The sequence below is a fragment of the Oceanobacillus sp. CF4.6 genome, from assembly GCF_051262635.1.
Classification (GTDB): Bacteria; Bacillota; Bacilli; order Bacillales; family Amphibacillaceae; genus Oceanobacillus.
The window spans coordinates 273694-290156 of sequence record NZ_JBIMEX010000001.1; the positions used below are offsets into that span (position 1 = coordinate 273694).

At 36.8% G+C, this 16463-nt stretch carries 18 protein-coding genes and 1 other annotated feature (1 of these 19 running past the window's edge); of the genes, 8 read left to right on the forward strand and 10 right to left on the reverse strand.

Annotated elements, in window-relative coordinates:
• Positions 1-24: 24 nt before the first annotated feature.
• The 8 genes from ACHABU_RS01545 (at position 25) to sigK (ending at position 7791) form a co-directional block, all read left to right on the forward strand.
• Complete coding sequence (locus ACHABU_RS01545; RefSeq protein WP_435761550.1) at positions 25-2346, forward strand: Na+/H+ antiporter subunit A; 2322 nt, start codon at positions 25-27, stop codon at positions 2344-2346.
• Positions 2347-2685: a Na(+)/H(+) antiporter subunit C gene (locus ACHABU_RS01550; protein ID WP_435761552.1), complete on the forward strand. Its 339-nt coding sequence runs from the start codon at positions 2347-2349 to the stop codon at positions 2683-2685.
• Entirely contained in the window at positions 2678-4159 is a 1482-nt protein-coding gene (locus tag ACHABU_RS01555) for a Na+/H+ antiporter subunit D (protein ID WP_435761554.1), read from the forward strand. Before ACHABU_RS01550 ends, ACHABU_RS01555 begins: the two co-directional genes overlap by 8 nt.
• 6 nt (positions 4160-4165) lie before the next feature.
• A complete protein-coding gene (locus ACHABU_RS01560; RefSeq protein ID WP_435761556.1) occupies positions 4166-4642 on the forward strand; it encodes a Na+/H+ antiporter subunit E in 477 nt (158 codons plus the stop codon).
• Complete coding sequence (locus ACHABU_RS01565; RefSeq protein WP_435761558.1) at positions 4639-4944, forward strand: monovalent cation/H+ antiporter complex subunit F; 306 nt, start codon at positions 4639-4641, stop codon at positions 4942-4944. Before ACHABU_RS01560 ends, ACHABU_RS01565 begins: the two co-directional genes overlap by 4 nt.
• On the forward strand, positions 4931-5323 hold the full coding sequence (mnhG, locus tag ACHABU_RS01570; RefSeq protein WP_435761560.1) for a monovalent cation/H(+) antiporter subunit G: 393 nt from the start codon (positions 4931-4933) through the stop codon (positions 5321-5323). Before ACHABU_RS01565 ends, mnhG begins: the two co-directional genes overlap by 14 nt.
• Before the next feature lie 141 nt (positions 5324-5464).
• Positions 5465-6943, forward strand: coding sequence for a UDP-N-acetylmuramoyl-L-alanyl-D-glutamate--2,6-diaminopimelate ligase (locus ACHABU_RS01575; RefSeq protein WP_435762332.1), 1479 nt, complete (start codon positions 5465-5467; stop codon positions 6941-6943).
• Between the two features lie 143 nt (positions 6944-7086).
• Complete coding sequence (gene sigK / locus ACHABU_RS01580) at positions 7087-7791, forward strand: RNA polymerase sporulation sigma factor SigK (protein WP_435761562.1); 705 nt, start codon at positions 7087-7089, stop codon at positions 7789-7791.
• A 42-nt stretch (positions 7792-7833) separates the two neighbouring features.
• Here sigK and mtnN read toward each other — a convergent pair whose 3' ends face one another.
• The 10 genes from mtnN to alaS all read right to left on the reverse strand — a co-directional run bounded on the left by mtnN (position 7834) and on the right by alaS (position 16361).
• Positions 7834-8520, reverse strand: coding sequence for a 5'-methylthioadenosine/S-adenosylhomocysteine nucleosidase (mtnN, locus tag ACHABU_RS01585; protein WP_435761564.1), 687 nt, complete (start codon positions 8518-8520; stop codon positions 7834-7836).
• Positions 8521-8554: 34 nt separating this feature from the next.
• A complete protein-coding gene (locus ACHABU_RS01590; protein WP_435761566.1) occupies positions 8555-9241 on the reverse strand; it encodes a YrrS family protein in 687 nt (228 codons plus the stop codon).
• A 119-nt stretch (positions 9242-9360) separates the two neighbouring features.
• Complete coding sequence (gene greA / locus ACHABU_RS01595; RefSeq protein ID WP_435761568.1) at positions 9361-9837, reverse strand: transcription elongation factor GreA; 477 nt, start codon at positions 9835-9837, stop codon at positions 9361-9363.
• A 127-nt stretch (positions 9838-9964) separates the two neighbouring features.
• Positions 9965-10600, reverse strand: coding sequence for a uridine kinase (gene udk, locus ACHABU_RS01600; protein ID WP_435761570.1), 636 nt, complete (start codon positions 10598-10600; stop codon positions 9965-9967).
• A gap of 17 nt (positions 10601-10617) precedes the next feature.
• A complete protein-coding gene (locus ACHABU_RS01605; RefSeq protein WP_435761572.1) occupies positions 10618-11262 on the reverse strand; it encodes an O-methyltransferase in 645 nt (214 codons plus the stop codon).
• A gap of 74 nt (positions 11263-11336) precedes the next feature.
• Positions 11337-12455, reverse strand: coding sequence for an endolytic transglycosylase MltG (gene mltG / locus ACHABU_RS01610; protein ID WP_435761574.1), 1119 nt, complete (start codon positions 12453-12455; stop codon positions 11337-11339).
• A gap of 194 nt (positions 12456-12649) precedes the next feature.
• Positions 12650-12931: a DUF1292 domain-containing protein gene (locus ACHABU_RS01615; protein WP_435761576.1), complete on the reverse strand. Its 282-nt coding sequence runs from the start codon at positions 12929-12931 to the stop codon at positions 12650-12652.
• 12 nt (positions 12932-12943) lie between these two features.
• The gene (ruvX, locus tag ACHABU_RS01620; protein ID WP_435761578.1) at positions 12944-13357 is read right to left on the reverse strand and encodes a Holliday junction resolvase RuvX; all 414 of its coding nucleotides are present in this window, start codon (positions 13355-13357) and stop codon (positions 12944-12946) included.
• Positions 13354-13623: an IreB family regulatory phosphoprotein gene (locus tag ACHABU_RS01625; protein ID WP_379495188.1), complete on the reverse strand. Its 270-nt coding sequence runs from the start codon at positions 13621-13623 to the stop codon at positions 13354-13356. Before ACHABU_RS01625 ends, ruvX begins: the two co-directional genes overlap by 4 nt.
• Positions 13624-13721: 98 nt before the next feature.
• Complete coding sequence (gene alaS / locus ACHABU_RS01630; RefSeq protein ID WP_435761581.1) at positions 13722-16361, reverse strand: alanine--tRNA ligase; 2640 nt, start codon at positions 16359-16361, stop codon at positions 13722-13724.
• A 51-nt stretch (positions 16362-16412) separates the two neighbouring features.
• Positions 16413-16463, reverse strand: a binding site (T-box leader) (it continues 159 nt past the right edge of the window).

Consider the following 16463-nt stretch of genomic DNA (forward strand, 5'->3'; position numbering starts at 1 on the left):
TCAGCTTAGGAGGAATACTATCAGATGATTTATGCAATTTTTGCCCCACTTCTTTTGGCAATATTTGTTCCAATGTTAAGTAAAATAAAAGATAGAATACATACTGGTATTTTTGTATTTTTCATTCCGTTTGTTATATTTTTATACTTTGTAAGATACATCGGCAATGACTTTCAACCAGTCAGGGAGACAGTTAACTGGATACCTTCCATGGGGATCAACTTTGATTTCTATCTTGACGGATTAAGTTTACTATTCGTACTGCTCATTAGTGGTATTGGTGCATTAGTAGTACTCTACTCTGTCTTCTATTTAAGTAAATCGGAAAAACTGGGGTCTTTCTACGTTTACTTACTTATGTTTATGGCAGCAATGTTTGGTGTTGTCTTATCCGATAATGTATTCGTACTTTATACATTTTGGGAATTAACATCTATTTCATCTTTCTTACTTATTGGTTTTTGGAATTTTAAAGAACGTTCTAGATACGGCGCACAAAAATCAATGCTTATAACCGTATTTGGCGGATTAAGTATGCTTGGTGGGTTTATCCTCTTAACAATCATTACCGGCACAACGAGTATTCAGGGAATGATTGAACAATTGGATGTCATTTTAAATAGTGAATATTTGTTTCTAATACTTGTGTTCATTTTACTGGGTGCTTTTACAAAATCGGCTCAGTTCCCTTTCCATATTTGGCTACCGGATGCAATGGAAGCACCAACACCAGTCAGTGCTTACCTGCACTCTGCCACAATGGTTAAGGCGGGGATCTATTTAGTAGCTAGATTTTCACCGATATTCTCCACCTACGAATGGTTCTTTATTATTGTAAGCCTAGTAGGAATCATTACATTGTTCTGGGGCTCCTATATGGCTGTAAGACAAACGGACTTAAAAGCAATTTTAGCTTTTTCGACAATCAGTCAGCTTGGTATGATTATGGCCATGCTTGGATTCGGTACAGAAGCTGCTGTATTTGCGGCTATGTTCCATATTTTAAACCATGCAACATTTAAAGGAAGTCTCTTTATGATTACGGGTATCATCGATCATGAAACAGGGACAAGAGATATTCGCAAACTCGGTGGTTTAATGACATTTATGCCGATGACAGCAACGCTTGCATTGTTTGGAACTTTCTCCATGGCAGGTGTACCATTACCATTCCTAAATGGGTTCTATAGTAAAGAATTGTTCTTTGAATCTGCACTTGGTTTGGATAGTGCCAATTTCCTTGGTCAGGTAATTCCTTACATTGCAGTGATTGCAAGTATCTTTACATTTGTTTATTCCATGTATTATTTCTTTGGCGTATTTACTGGGCCAAATCATGTTGAGAAATTACCTAAAAAGCCACATGAAGCACCATTTGGGATGTTGGTCTCTCCTATTATTCTGATCTTGGGAGTAATTTTGATCGGTCTCTTCCCTAATATGGTGAACGCTCCATTTATACAACATGCCGCAGAAGCGGTTAATAGTGGTGTGGAGTATCATGACGTATACTTTTGGCATGGATGGTCAAGTCCAGCCTTTATTATGTCTCTAATTGTTTTAGTTGTAGGTACTGTTCTATTCATTACCCGCAAAAAATGGGCTGGCGTTTATCGTATTCTCCCTGGAAAAAACAGTTTCAATAAAGTGTATGACGCTTTGATTGAAAAAGTTGACACATACTCTGCAGGGATAACTAACTTTTATATGACCGGCTCACTAAGAACGTATATGGTGCTAATCTTGGGGACAATGTTTATTGTTACCACTGCATTTATGCTGATAACAAACGGGTTTTCAATCCGTTTTGATGACGTCGCCGGTATATCTATTTTGGAAGTTTCCGTTGTAATTACAATTATTATTGGTGCAGTGGCAACCCTCTTTACTCGAAATAATCTTGCCGCAATCTTGGTTGTTGGAATTGTTGGGTATGGTATAGCTTTACTGTTTGCTATCTATCGTGCACCGGATATTGCTTTAACACAGCTCGTTGTAGAAACGATTTCGATTGCATTGTTCCTTCTTTGCTTCTATCACTTGCCTAAGATGAAGAAAAGAGAAGAAAGTGTTCGAACCAAAACAACAAATATTATTATTTCAGTCGGTTTTGGTTTGATGATGACTTTGATAGGTATCTCAGCTCATAGTACGAATTTGTTCGATTCAATATCTGATTATTTCCTAGAAACCTCTTACAAACTTGGTGGTGGCGATAATGTAGTTAACGTAATTCTAGTGGACATGCGTGGCTTGGATACATTATTTGAGATTGCAGTGTTAGGGATTGCAGCCCTGGCTATTATTGCCCTCATTAAATTTACAAGTAATAAGGAGGCGAAATAATTGGAAATCATTATTATAATACTTGCTGGTGTATTATTTACTACAGCAATCTATAATTTATTACAAAAACAATTGCTCCGAATAATTATAGGCACGATTTTATTATCACATGGGGCTCATCTATTCATTTTAACGATGGGGAAATTAAAACGCGGTCAGCCACCTGTACTGACCGATGGTGTTTCCGAGTATACCGATCCTTTACCACAGGCTTTAATTCTCACATCAATTGTTATTAGTTTCGGTATTACGGCTCTCTTACTGGTGTTGGCATACCGAACTTCACAGGAAAACAAGACAGATAATATGGAAGAGTTGAGGGGTAATTCAAATGAGTAATTTAGCAGTTTTACCAATAATTATACCTTTAATATCCGCGATAATCCTTATATTTTTCAATACAAAAGTAAAAGTTTCCCGGCTTTTAACAAAGCTTTTTTCTTTAATTGGACTTGGACTTTCCGGATATATTGCCTGGCAGGTTATCGAAAATGGGAGCATTATTCTGGAGACCGGTGACTGGATCGCACCGTACGGTATCATTCTCGTAGTAGATTCACTTGCAGCAGTTCTAGTATTTACAACTAATATAATTTCAGTTGCTGGAGCATTTTATGCGCCGCATGCTGGATTGGGAGAAAAAGAAAATTATTACTTTTACCCATTTTACTTTTTCTTGATTACTGGTGTATCTGGTGCTTTTATAACGGGTGACCTTTTTAACCTTTTTGTATTCTTTGAAGTTCTATTAATGGCTTCCTATGCATTAATTGTACTCGGTGGCGGGAAAGTTCAATTAAGAGAATCCGTCAAATATCTATTGATCAATTTATTTTCCTCTATGCTCTTTGTTACTGCTATTGCTTTCCTTTATGGAGTAGTTGGAACAGTTAATATGGCTCAAATTGCCCAACGTGTACAGGAAGTTGATCAACAAGGTATTTTAACTACCATTGGAATTTTGCTCTTTTTCGTATTTGCGACAAAAGCTGCAGTCTTCCCTCTTTACTACTGGTTGCCAAATTCTTACATTGTGCCTAATCCTCTCGTGTCTGCACTATTTGGTGCTCTATTAACCAAGGTCGGCGTTTATGCGTTAATAAGGGTTTTTACTTTGATATTCGTTCATGATATTGATTTAACACATGACATTTTCGTTTGGGTAGCTGGTCTTTCGATGATTTTTGGGGTTATAGGTGCTCTATCAACGAATAATATTAAATTAATTGTTGCTTATAATATCATTCCAGCTGTTGGTTATATTTTAATGGGAATTGGTATCTTTAATCAGGAAGCATTAAGTGGTTCGATCTATTATCTCATTCAGGACATGATTGTGAAGGCTGCACTATTCCTGCTTATTGGAATCATTGCTTATGTTGCTGGCACATCAGATTTGCGCAAGATGAACGGCTTGATCCATCACTACCCTATCCTTGGATGGCTCTTGTTTATATCGGCCTTCGTTCTAGCTGGTATTCCACCATTCAGTGGATTTATTGGAAAGGTATTATTATTGGAAGGTGCGTTTAGAAATGATCAGATTCTCCTCGCAATTATTGGATTGCTCACAAGTTTGCTTATCCTCTACTCGATCATTAAGATCTTTGTAAGAGGATTTTGGGGGGATAAACAAGCAATGGAAGGAATAGAAAAGAAACCGATTAAAGGGATGATTGCACCTGTTATCTTCCTGTTATCACTTACCGTAATAATCGGTGTGGGAGCAGAATTTTTCTATCCAATTGCAGATTCGATTGCAGCTTATTTGTTAGAACCAGAAATCTATATTGATTCTGTATTAAAGGAGTAATTGACGATGGCATTTCAGATAGTAATTAATTTAATTATTGCAGTTATGTGGATGTTCCTAAGTGAGTCCTATACAATGGCGAGTTTTATTACTGGTTTTCTGTTCGGTGTTCTTCTCTTATTGTTATTGAGGAGATTTCTCCCTGGTGGGTTTTATCTTACTAGGGTATTCAAGGCCATAAAACTGATATTGGTTTTTCTTAAGGAAATGGTGATGTCCAATATCGAAATGATTAAGTATATCTATTCACCCAGACCAATCAGAGAGCCTGGAATCTTCGAGTATCCCCTTGAATTAAAAACCGACTGGGAGATCACAATCTTATCAAGTTTAATATCACTTACACCAGGCACACTATCGATAGCAATTTCTGAAGATAAGTCGAAGTTATATATTCATGCGATGAATATAGAAAATGTAGATGACGAAATCCGCTCGATTAAAGAAAATTTTGAAAAAGGGATTATGGAGGTAACAAGATGACACAATTACTTCAGACAACAGAAAATCTACTTGAACTAACTGTACAGATTGGGTTTACAGGCATCTCGTTATCCTTGATTCTCCTCATGTATGTGATTATTATAGGACCGTATAATGTGGATCGTGCAGTAGCTTTAGATACAATAGGTATTAATTTGATGGCTGTTGCAGCCCTACTTTCTATTTTTCTTGTAACCGATAAGTTGAACGACATTGTATTATTAATTGGTATCCTTGCATTTCTTGGAACCGTCGCAATTGCAAAATATCTGGAAGCAGGTGTTATCATTGACAGAGATTGAAACATTATTTCACATTATTGTTAACATCCTTATAATTATATCGATCTTAATAGGAACTTTTTTCATCGTTTCTGCAGCCATTGGTGTTATTCGCTTTCCCGATATTTATACAAAGCTACATGCATCTACCAAAGCCTCCACTTTAGGAGTTATCGGAATTCTAATAGGTGCATTTTTATTCCTATATATTCAGAATTCAATAATTAGCGGAAAGCTACTATTGGCTATTGTATTCATTCTTCTTACTAATCCGGTGTCTGCCCACATGATTTCAAGAGCGGCTCACTTAAAGGGGATCAAACCGGTATTAAATAATCGGAAAGATGAGTATGCAGAAGCAATGAGTAAATTGGAGGCGTCAGAGTCAACAAAAAGGTGACACTATAAGTCACCTTTTTGTTTGGCTCATACCATAAGAAATAAGATTAAAAATATAAGATATAGGGAAATATGGATAACAATAGTGTGTATAAGCCATTTCGATTATAAAAAGTGTTTAGGATTGTGAGGACGATTAATGATGAATACATATGAATTATTATCCTGTTTAAAAATGAAACAAGTATACGGTGCGCTTCCCGAAAAAATAGATGGTTTGTGTGACGACTCGAGAAAAGCGATTAACAACTCTCTTTTCATATGTATCCGCGGTTATACAGTGGACGGGCATAACTATTATTCAGAAGCAGTAAAAAATGGGGCAACGCTAATTATTGCCGAGGAAAAATTAGATATACAATTAGATCATGTTGCGATGGTTGTTGTTGAGGATACGACAAAAGCATTAGCCTTACTCGCATGTAAATTTTACAACTACCCTTCCAGGCATCTTAATATTTTTGGTGTAACTGGAACAAATGGGAAAACAACCGTTACATCGCTCATCAACCATGTGTTAAAACGATCTGGTCAAAAAACTGCTTTATCTGGTACGAATGGTTCGGAGCTGGATAATGAATATAATAGCAGCCCAAATACGACATGTGATGCATTAACAAACCAACAAATGATGAATAGAGCAAGTGAGCTCGGTATAAAAAATATGGTCATGGAGGTCTCTTCACACGGTTTATCTCAAGGGAGACTTTGGGGAGTGGAATTTGATATTGTCGCCTTTACCAATCTGACCCAGGATCATTTGGATTATCATGACACGATGGAGGATTATGGTTATATTAAAGGAATGCTGTTTTCACAATTAGGCAATGACATGACCAAAGAAAAATATGTGATATTAAACAAAGATGATGCATGGTTTCAAACATACGCTTCTATGGCTCCTGTCGAAGTAATATCTTATGGAATTCACGCTGATGCCCATTTCAAAGCTGAAAATATTAACTCCCATGAGCATGGTAGTGATTTTACGCTCATTGCACCTGATGCAAAAATAGATATGCATATTCATTTATTGGGTGAATTTAATGTCTACAATGCACTTGCTGCAATCGCATCCCTATATGCAAAAGGAGACATTCCTTTAGAGAAAATTGTTGCGTATATTCAAGAAATGAACCCTGTTAGTGGTCGTATGGAGAAAATTGATATTGATTCTCCAATCAGCATATATCTTGACTATGCTCACACGCCTGATGCCATTGAAAATACAATTAAAACGGTATTACCTTTCAAAAAGAAAAAGCTGATTTTTGTTGCTGGAACTGGTGGAAACCGAGATGAATTAAAACGCCCATTAATGGGTGAAAAAGCCTCTGCAGCAGATTTCGTTATTCTTACAGTAAACGATCCACGTTTTGAGGACCCTGCAACAATCCTGTACGATATGGAAAAAGGAATGCGTCACAATAATTACGAAATGATTCCTGATCGTAAAGAAGCTATTCAACATGCGATCGACATTAGTGAACCTGGTGATATATTAATTATCGCCGGTAAAGGACAGGAAGATTATCAGATTATCGAAGACAAAAAATATCCGCATAGCGATATGAAAATTGCTATGGAAAGATGTAGTGCTAAGTATAATTTTAAAGTGTAATAAATATTCGTAAAACCTTTTATAAGATTATTATCATGGACAGACACTAATCAGCCCTAAGCTTCATAAAGATGTTATATAGGCAAAACCCCAAAGTACATCTTTCGTTTGAAGCAGAATACACACCTAGGAGGTGATTGTGTTTGTCCGGGATTCTATCTGTCCTCGCCCTTTTGGTTAAAGAAGCTCTCTTTTTCGTTTCCTATGTAAAAAATCATGCCTTCCCGCAGCCCCTACCCTCTGATGAAGAAGCGAAATACATTCAGGAAATGCAAAATGGCAGTGAAGTAGCCAGAAATAAGTTAATTGAACATAATTTACGACTTGTCGCACATATTGTTAAAAAGTTTGAGAATACTGGGGAAGATATGGAAGATTTAATATCAATAGGAACGATTGGCTTAATAAAAGGTGTTGAAAGTTTCTCTGCTGATAAAGGTACGAAATTGGCTACTTATGCTGCCCGATGCATTGAAAACGAAATACTGATGCATTTAAGAGCTCTTAAAAAGGTTAAAAAAGATGTATCACTCCATGATCCTATTGGGCAAGACAAGGAAGGAAATGAGATTAGCCTGATTGATATTCTCGAAGCTGAAAATGATAATGTAATCGAGTACATTCAATTAAACATGGAAATAGCAAAAATGCAAAAGTATTTTTCTGTTCTCGATAAACGGGAACGTGAGGTCATTGTATATCGTTATGGATTAAATGACTATAATGAAATGACGCAAAGAGAAATAGCCAAAAAACTTAATATATCTAGGAGTTACGTATCACGTATTGAAAAAAGAGCATTAATGAAAGTATTCCATGAGTATTATCGAAAAGAAAGACAGAATTAAAGCAGAAGCGCCTGAATGTAATGTTCAGCGCTTCTGCTTATTTTAGTCTTTAATCATATTCATTATTAATTGTGCAGCATTTTTGGCAGCTTTCTCAAGAAACTGATCAAAGGATATAGCTGACTTTTTACCTGCGATGTCAGATAATGCACGAATAATAACAAATGGCTTCTCATATTGATAGCATACTTGAGCAACTGCGGCAGCCTCCATTTCAGATGCTAGCATGCTTGGAAACTTTTCACGAACAAATGATACTCGTTCAGGATCCTCCATGAATGCGTCACCTGTTGCGATAATCCCTTTTTCATAGTTAATCTCCAGTTTGCTTATAGCAGATACTGCCTTTTCGATTAGCATTTTATCCGCCGTATACATTGCAGGATGACCAGGTATTTGTCCATATGCATAGTCAAAGGCAGTTACATCTACATCATGATGAACGACTTCGGTGGAAATAACTACATCCCCTACTTCCAATTTTTCTGCAAATCCCCCAGCTGATCCAGTATTGATGACATATGCAGGCGAAAAACGCTCATGCATAATCGTTGTTGCCATTGCAGCATTCACTTTACCAATTCCAGATTTCATAAGGACAATATCTTTATTATGAATTTTTCCTTCTACAAAGAGGCAACTAGCAACCTCTTTTTCTTTCCTATCCGTCATATTTTCTAATAACAATGCAATCTCTTCGTCCATTGCACCAATAATTCCGATTGTCATGATGTATCCTCCAGTTTACTATTTCTCGACAATTTTACTTTTTGTCATTTTCAATAAGAATTTCAACTTTGGTTGGTTGCCATCCTTCGTTATCTATCCATGATAGGAAAACACGATAGACCTCTGTTTCCACACTATCGGAAACCGTAGCAATTGCTTTTTGAGCGCCATTGTTTCCAACCCACCATACAACCATGTCATCCTCATTTAAGCCTGCCGCTATCGATGCAGCCTTTTTAATTTCAACTCGATCCTTCGAACCATCGTCAAAATTCAGTGTATGAGGTCCTTCTTGTTCTGTACCAATAGGTTCCCAGTTGCCTGTATAGGCTTCTTCAACATTATCATCGGATGGTTCTGCTGCTTCTGTTTCTGTATTGTCCTCTTCTTCATTTGCTTCATTGTCGTTTTCTTCTTCATCCGCTTCATTGTCTTCCGTTGATTCCTCATCTGTAGTCGCATCGTTATTGGTTGAATCATTTTCTGAATCCTCATTGGACTCCGCTTCATCTTCTTCTGTAATCAGAAAATCAGAGGAATTCCCTTCCTCATCAGTAGTTGAATCGTTTGCCGTTTCGTTATTACCGCCACCGAAAAACCATATACCCAGCAATAATATCAGTAGAAATGCTCCTACTAAAAGGAAAATAGAAATCGCCTTTGTATTCTTTCTACGTTTCTCAAATTTGTTAAAGCGTGAATTGTTTTCTGATTCGCTCACTCTATTCCCTCCTATCATCTATATTATAGTATCATATTATAGGTGATATGCCGATTCATATCCAACGTTATAAGCGCAAAAAAAGCGGGGACTTATCTCCCCACCTTTATTTTTTATAATTAATCAACTTTTACAATTCTTACCTGAATTTCTCCACCAGGAGTTGCAACAGCAACTTCTGTACCAATCTCATGTCCCAATAAGCTTTTCGCCATTGGTGAATCATTGGAAATTTTGCCTTCAAACGGGTCTGCTTCTGCACTTCCTACAATGGTGTAGGTTTCTTCTTCACCATTCGGTAATTCGGTAAATGTAACTGATTTTCCTAATGAAACAATATTTGGATTATCATTATCATTTTCAATAATGACAGCATTTCGGATCATTTTTTCAACTTGTGTGATTCGTTGTTCAACAAAAGCCTGATCATCTTTTGCAGCATCATATTCGGAATTCTCTGAAAGATCTCCAAAGTCACGTGCGACTTTTATACGTTCCACAACTTCTTGCCTTCTTTCAGTCTTTAGGTAATGCAATTCTTTCTCTAATTTTTCTTTCCCCTCTTGCGTCATATAATAACTTTTCTCTACAGCCATTAAAAACACTCCTTCTTTTCACTGTGCAAACAAAAATAAGCTTTAAAGCTTATGCGTTACATATTAAGAATATACTAATCATTACTATGGCAGATTTGCAATAGATTTTCAATATTTTTGACCGAAATTATTTATTTTGACTTCGTGATAAGATGTTCTCAATCTTTGTAGCCATAATGTCGATTGCTACATGATTCTGTCCACCTTCAGGAATAATTATATCTGCATAACGTTTTGTAGGTTCGATAAATTGCAGATGGGAAGGTCTAACGTTATTGATGTACTGATCAATAACTGAATCTAAATTACGTCCTCTCTCTTTAATATCTCTTAAAAGTCTACGAATGATCCTTAGATCTGCGTCCGTATCAACAAATACTTTAATATCCATCAATTCAACAAGTCTTGGGTCTTCAAGAATTAAAATACCTTCTACTATAATAACTTCTTTTGGTTCTACATGTATCACTTCATTTGATCTGGTATGAATTTTATAGTCATAAACAGGTTTTTCGACTGGTTTGTTATCAAGGAGTTGTTGAAGATGATAGATGAGTAAATCATTATCAAATGCCAACGGATGATCATAGTTTGTATTCAACCTTTCTTCAAGTGGAAGATGACTTTGATCTTTGTAATAATAGTCCTGTTCGATAACTAGTATTGTTTTATCTGTGAAACGTTGGCATATAGAGCGAGTTACAGAGGTTTTACCACTGCCGCTTCCTCCTGCTACACCAATAACTACCGGTTTGTCTTTCATAGATGTGTGAAGCTCCTTTATTCGCTTATTTTATAACTGACTGCTACGCCATCTCCTATAGGGATAATGGACGTATTAAAATTCGGATGATTCATCAGCATCTCGTTATAATCTCTTAATTTTTTAACCATTTTCGTATACCTTTTCGGAACATCTTCTGGATCTGCAACGTAACCTCTAAACAATACATTATCCGATAAAATTATTCCATTGTTATTCAACATCGGTTCGGCAAGTTCAAAAAATCGCTGATATTGACCTTTTGCAGCATCAATGAAGATGAAATCAAAGGTATGGCTTTGATTTGAAAGCTCCACAAGCTCTTCCAGTGCATCACCAAGTATTACTTCTATCTGTTTATCTTTCTTTAATTGATAAATATGGTTCATTGCCTGTTCATAACGGCGCTCATCCTTTTCTATCGTAACAATAGACGAACTTGGGTTCGCTTCCAGCATTCTTAATGCAGAATAGCCGATCGCTGCACCTACCTCCAAAATTTTTTCAGGTCTTTTCATATGAATCAATTGCATCACAAAATGAATACCAACTTTGTCCATAATTGGCACATGATCTGCTCGGGCTTGTGATTCCAGCTCATAAACCCATTGTTGTTGAACTGGTAGTGTTTCTGTTAGATAACGCATCAGCTTTTCACTCATTATTTTACCTCTTTATTTAAAGATATCTCTATAAAAACGGGAAATGTGAATAGTAATCCACATTTCCATGTTATTTAATTTAAATATTGATCTCTATTTTGCAAATGCTCGTCATGTGTTTCTGCATAATATATGTTTCCTTCCGAGTCATGAAGAAAATATAAATAGTCAGACTCTGCTGGCTCTAGCACAGCCTTCAACGAATTTTCAGCAAAATTCGATATTGGACCAATAGGAAGTGCCTCAATGTAGTATGTGTTATAAGGTGATTCAATCTCTAAATCATCGTAAGTCACCGTTTCATTGTGTTCACCTAGTGCATATAATACGGTTGGGTCTGTCTGCAACGGCATACCAGCGTCCAATCGATTATAAAAGACACGTGATATTTGCTGGCGCTGCTCCTCACTTGCTGTTTCCCTCTCAACGAGCGAAGCAAAAGTAATTGCTTCGTGCGTGGTGAAATCAATTTGTTCTAGGTCTGCTGCATAGTTGGAGTAGACTTTTTGTGTTTGTGTTAGCATCGCTTCAATAATTGATTCTATACTCGGTTCTTCCTTATAAAAGTCGTATGTAGATGCAAAAAGATAACCTTCTAATGGAGTTCTGATTTCTTGATTCAAGATCGCATCAGATAATAGATCAGGGTAACTTGCAATCAATTTCCCTACATAAGTTTCATCATTCACTTGTTCCAGGAATTCTCCTTTTGTGAACGCAAATGTTTCACTGAAAATATCTGCTATCTGATCAACTGTAAGTCCTTCAGGTATTGTCACAGTATGAATTGGTTCTATGTAAACTCGTCCATTTTTTAATGATTCAATGATTTCATCAAATGTTACTGCAGGTGTGAATGTATATTCTCCAGCTTGGAATTCAGACTCATTATTAAATTTAGTATAGAATCGGAAAATTCTTCCGTCTTTAATAATTCCATTTTCTTCAAGGATGTTAGCTATAGTTGAAGTTGAAGAACCGATAGGAACTTCTACGGTAATCTGCTCATCACTTTCTGAGTTTACTGGTTCAAGTGCTGATTTAACATACAAAAAACCTGATATTCCTCCAATGACCAATATTAGAATTAATGCGATAAGGATAATAGACACAATCTTTCTTACCGTACTGGCTTCCTTACTTCTGGCTACAAGATTGTCCTTAAAACTGCCAGTCTTTTTCTTCTTAGACATCCAGTATCCCCCCCTTCGTCCGCTATATTATACTAAAAAGATAGTTTTAATCCATAATATAGTGGATTATTAGAAAACTTGGCATTGGCAAGCTTTAAGGTGAATGCTTTAGATAGGAAAGTTTTATACTTTCTTATCTGCCAAACAAAAGCTGATGTCGAATTACTGACATCAGCCGCTATAATCTTAGATTCTTACGCTTCGTCTTCTTCGTCTGCCAATGTGTTTAACATTTCCTCAACCAGTTCCCATTCTTCATCCGATTCTATCGGAAAAAGCGTGAAATCCTCGTCTTCCTGTTCTTCGAAACGGAATGCATATACTTCCACTTCTTCTTCTTCTGCCTGTTCAGCTGGTACTACTGCAATGTATGATTGTTCTGTTTCATCAACATCAAAAGTGAACAAAACTTCAAATAGGTGCTCATCACCATTTTCATCAGGTATAATTATTCTTTCCTTTTCTTCCAAAGCCATTCGATCACTCCTCTATTTCTGATTTAAGTACCCTTGCAGTATCATAACCGCAGCTATTTTATCAATTACTTTCTTTCTTTTCTTTCTGCTCATATCTGCCTCAAGCAATACGCGTTCGGCTGCTACGGTAGAAAGACGTTCATCCCATAATTCAGTAGGTATTCCATGAACGTTCTCGATATGTTTGGCATATCTTTGGGATGCTTCTCCACGTTCTCCAATGGTTCCATTCATATTTTTCGGCAGCCCGACAATAGCTTTTCCAATCTCATGCGTTTCTATAATTGATTTTAATTCCTCATCAGCAGAATGAATTTCTAACTCATTCCATTTGATTGTAGTCAATCCTTGGGCGGTCCAGCCAAACGCATCACTGACCGCAACACCGATGGTTTTTGATCCAACATCTAATCCTACTATTTTCATTTATTCTCCTTGTTCTGCTCCAAATAAAATTTAACTAGTTCTTCAATCACTTCGTCTCGTTCTATTTTCCGGATCAAATTTCTGGCATCATTGTATCTCGGAATATACGCGGGGTCACCTGATAATAAATAACCCACAATCTGATTAATTGGATTATATCCTTTTTCCTGTAGTGATTCATGTACAGTCAATAGGATATCTTTAATATCCTGATCAAATGGTTCTTCTGAAAAGTTAAACTTCATCGTTTTATCAATTGAACTCACTGTGACACCTCGTTCCAAGTTTGCCTTCTAAAAATCATTTTAACATGTTTATTGGTATTATTATACTTTTTTATTGCTTTGTTTACAAACAGTTACGGTTATTTTACATTTTCTGTAATATAATTTTTTGCTGATTCAAGTGCTTCTTCTATCTTTGCAGGGTCTTTACCGCCAGCTTGTGCCATATCCGGACGGCCCCCACCACCGCCTCCACAAATTGTGGCAGCTTGTTTAATCAAGTTGCCAGCATGCAATCCTTTTTTATTCAAATCTTTGGATACTCCTGCTGCCAATTGTACTTTTCCATTATTCTCAGCTGCAAGTAAAACAATACCTGTAGTTAATTTTTGCTTCAGACCATCAACCATGTTTAGAAGCTGGTTCATATCTTTAACATTCACTTTCTGAGCCAGTAATGGTATATCCTGTACGTTTTCAACCTGGTCCAAAATAGATGAGGCTTCCAAATTAGATAATTTTGCACTTAATGATTCTGTTTCTTTTTGTAATGCTTTCAGTTCTTGTTGTAATCCCTCAATTCGCTCTGGAACTTGTTCATCACTGGATTTAACTAATTCCGCAGAGGAACTCAAAATAGAAAGCTTGTTATTCAAGAATTCATAGGCATATTTACTCGTAACAGCTTCAATTCTTCTTGTGCCTGCTCCAATGCCACTCTCTGAGACGATTTTAAATAATCCTATCTCGGATGTATTCGTAACGTGACAACCTCCACATAATTCCAGGCTATAGTCTCCTATTTGTACTACACGAACTACATCACCATATTTTTCACCGAATAATGCCATTGCACCCATTTCTTTTGCCTCATCCAAATTCTTATTTGCAATTGCTAATGATACAGATTCCCAAATTTTTTCGTTAACTATTTGTTCTACCTGTTTCAATTCATCACTGGACACTCCACTGAAATGGGAAAAGTCAAAGCGTAACCGTTCGGGTGTTACTAATGAACCAGCTTGATTAACATGTTTTCCTAAAACATCTTTAAGGGCCTGGTGAAGTAAATGTGTAGCCGTATGATTCTTGATAACAGAAGTTCGGAATTGGGAGTCAATAGCAGCCTTCACCGTATCGCCAGTACGTATCTCTCCTTCTTTTATCTGTACTCGATGAATATTTTGTCCTTTTGGAGACTTTTGAACATCCAACACATATGCGGAAGCCTTTTCCGTAAAGATCCAGCCATGATCCGCTACCTGTCCGCCACTTTCAGCATAAAATGGTGTTTTATTTAAAAATAGAAATACGTCATCATCTTGACTAGCAGAATCGATCACTTCTTTTCCACCGATAATGGTTTCCACCGTTGCATCCACAGCCATTTGGTCATATCCAATAAATTCACTTTTGACATTGATTTCACTTAAAATCGTGTCTTGAACCTGCATGGAATCGACTTTTTGCCTTGCACTTCTAGCACGTTCGCGTTGTTTATTCATTTCACGATTGTACCCTTCTTTATCAATGGTAAACCCCTGTTGTTCCACATATTCTGCAGTTAATTCCTTTGGAAATCCATACGTATCATAAAGACGGAATACTTCTTCTCCAGGGATGACGGTATTTCCGGCGACTTTTTCCTGATCCATAATTGCAGTCAAAATTTCCAGACCATCATTTAATGTTTCATGGAAGCGTTCCTCTTCCACTTTAATGATATTTATAATGAATTCGCGTTGTTTGAGTACTTCTGGGTAGAAATCCTTCATAATCTCTCCAACCGTATCCACAAGCTCAAACATAAATGGTTTTTCGATACCGATTTCTTTTGCAAATCGGACGGCTCTTCTCACTAATCTACGTAATACATACCCTCTACCTTCATTGGAAGGGACAGCCCCGTCACCTATTGCAAAGCTGACAGTTCTAATATGATCTGCAATCACTTTAAATGCGGTATCGCTAGATGGATCTTTTCCGTACGTCGTATTCGCTATTTCTTCTGTTTTGCGAATAATCGGCATAAATAAATCTGTTTCAAAATTGGTTGGTACTTCCTGAATAATTGATGTCAGGCGCTCAAGTCCCATCCCGGTATCAATATTTTTCTTTGGAAGTGGGGTATATGTGTCATCCGGATTATGATTAAACTGGGAAAATACAAGATTCCATACTTCCAGATAACGATTGTTTTCCCCACCTGGATATAGTTCTGGATCAGCTGGGTCATTTCCGTATTTTTCTCCGCGGTCGTAGAATATTTCCGTATTTGGTCCACTTGGGCCTTCTCCGATATCCCAGAAGTTTTCTTCCAGTCGAATAATGCGTTCTTTTGGCAATTTAATATCATTTAGCCACATGTCATATGCTTCATCATCTTCTGGATGAACCGTTACGGAAATAAGTTCCTTATCAAAACCAATCCATTTATCACTTGTCAGGAATTCCCATGCCCAGTCAATTGCCTCTTTCTTAAAGTATTCTCCAATTGAGAAGTTCCCAAGCATTTCGAAAAATGTATGATGACGTGCTGTAAAACCGACATTTTCAATATCATTGGTACGAATTGATTTTTGCGCATTTACAATCCGTGGATTCTCGGGTATAACGCGCCCATCAAAATATTTCTTTAATGTTGCTACGCCACTGTTAATCCACAATAATGTAGGATCTTCAATCGGAACAAGTGAGGCACTTGGTTCGACACGATGTCCCTTTTCCATAAAGAAGTCGATAAACATTTGTCTAATTTCTGCTGAACTTAACTGTTTCATCTAAATTCCTCCACATTCTTTAAAAATAAAAAAATCCCCTCTCTGCATTATTGCAGGGACGAGATATGTTCGCGGTACCACCCTAATTATGAATGAAAAAAT

Excerpts from the sequence above, each read along its gene's own strand:
- ACHABU_RS01545 (WP_435761550.1), top strand. The coding sequence starts at position 25 with ATGATTTATGCAATTTTTGCCCCACTTCTTTTGGCAATATTTGTTCCA.
- ACHABU_RS01555 (WP_435761554.1), top strand. The coding sequence starts at position 2,678 with ATGAGTAATTTAGCAGTTTTACCAATAATTATACCTTTAATATCCGCG.
- ACHABU_RS01560 (WP_435761556.1), top strand. The coding sequence starts at position 4,166 with ATGGCATTTCAGATAGTAATTAATTTAATTATTGCAGTTATGTGGATG.
- ACHABU_RS01565 (WP_435761558.1), top strand. The coding sequence starts at position 4,639 with ATGACACAATTACTTCAGACAACAGAAAATCTACTTGAACTAACTGTA.
- ACHABU_RS01575 (WP_435762332.1), top strand. The coding sequence starts at position 5,465 with ATGAATACATATGAATTATTATCCTGTTTAAAAATGAAACAAGTATAC.
- mtnN (WP_435761564.1), bottom strand. The coding sequence starts at position 8,520 with ATGACAATCGGAATTATTGGTGCAATGGACGAAGAGATTGCATTGTTA.
- greA (WP_435761568.1), bottom strand. The coding sequence starts at position 9,837 with ATGGCTGTAGAGAAAAGTTATTATATGACGCAAGAGGGGAAAGAAAAA.
- udk (WP_435761570.1), bottom strand. The coding sequence starts at position 10,600 with ATGAAAGACAAACCGGTAGTTATTGGTGTAGCAGGAGGAAGCGGCAGT.
- ACHABU_RS01605 (WP_435761572.1), bottom strand. The coding sequence starts at position 11,262 with ATGAGTGAAAAGCTGATGCGTTATCTAACAGAAACACTACCAGTTCAA.
- mltG (WP_435761574.1), bottom strand. The coding sequence starts at position 12,455 with ATGTCTAAGAAGAAAAAGACTGGCAGTTTTAAGGACAATCTTGTAGCC.
- ACHABU_RS01615 (WP_435761576.1), bottom strand. The coding sequence starts at position 12,931 with ATGGCTTTGGAAGAAAAGGAAAGAATAATTATACCTGATGAAAATGGT.
- ruvX (WP_435761578.1), bottom strand. The coding sequence starts at position 13,357 with ATGAAAATAGTAGGATTAGATGTTGGATCAAAAACCATCGGTGTTGCG.
- alaS (WP_435761581.1), bottom strand. The coding sequence starts at position 16,361 with ATGAAACAGTTAAGTTCAGCAGAAATTAGACAAATGTTTATCGACTTC.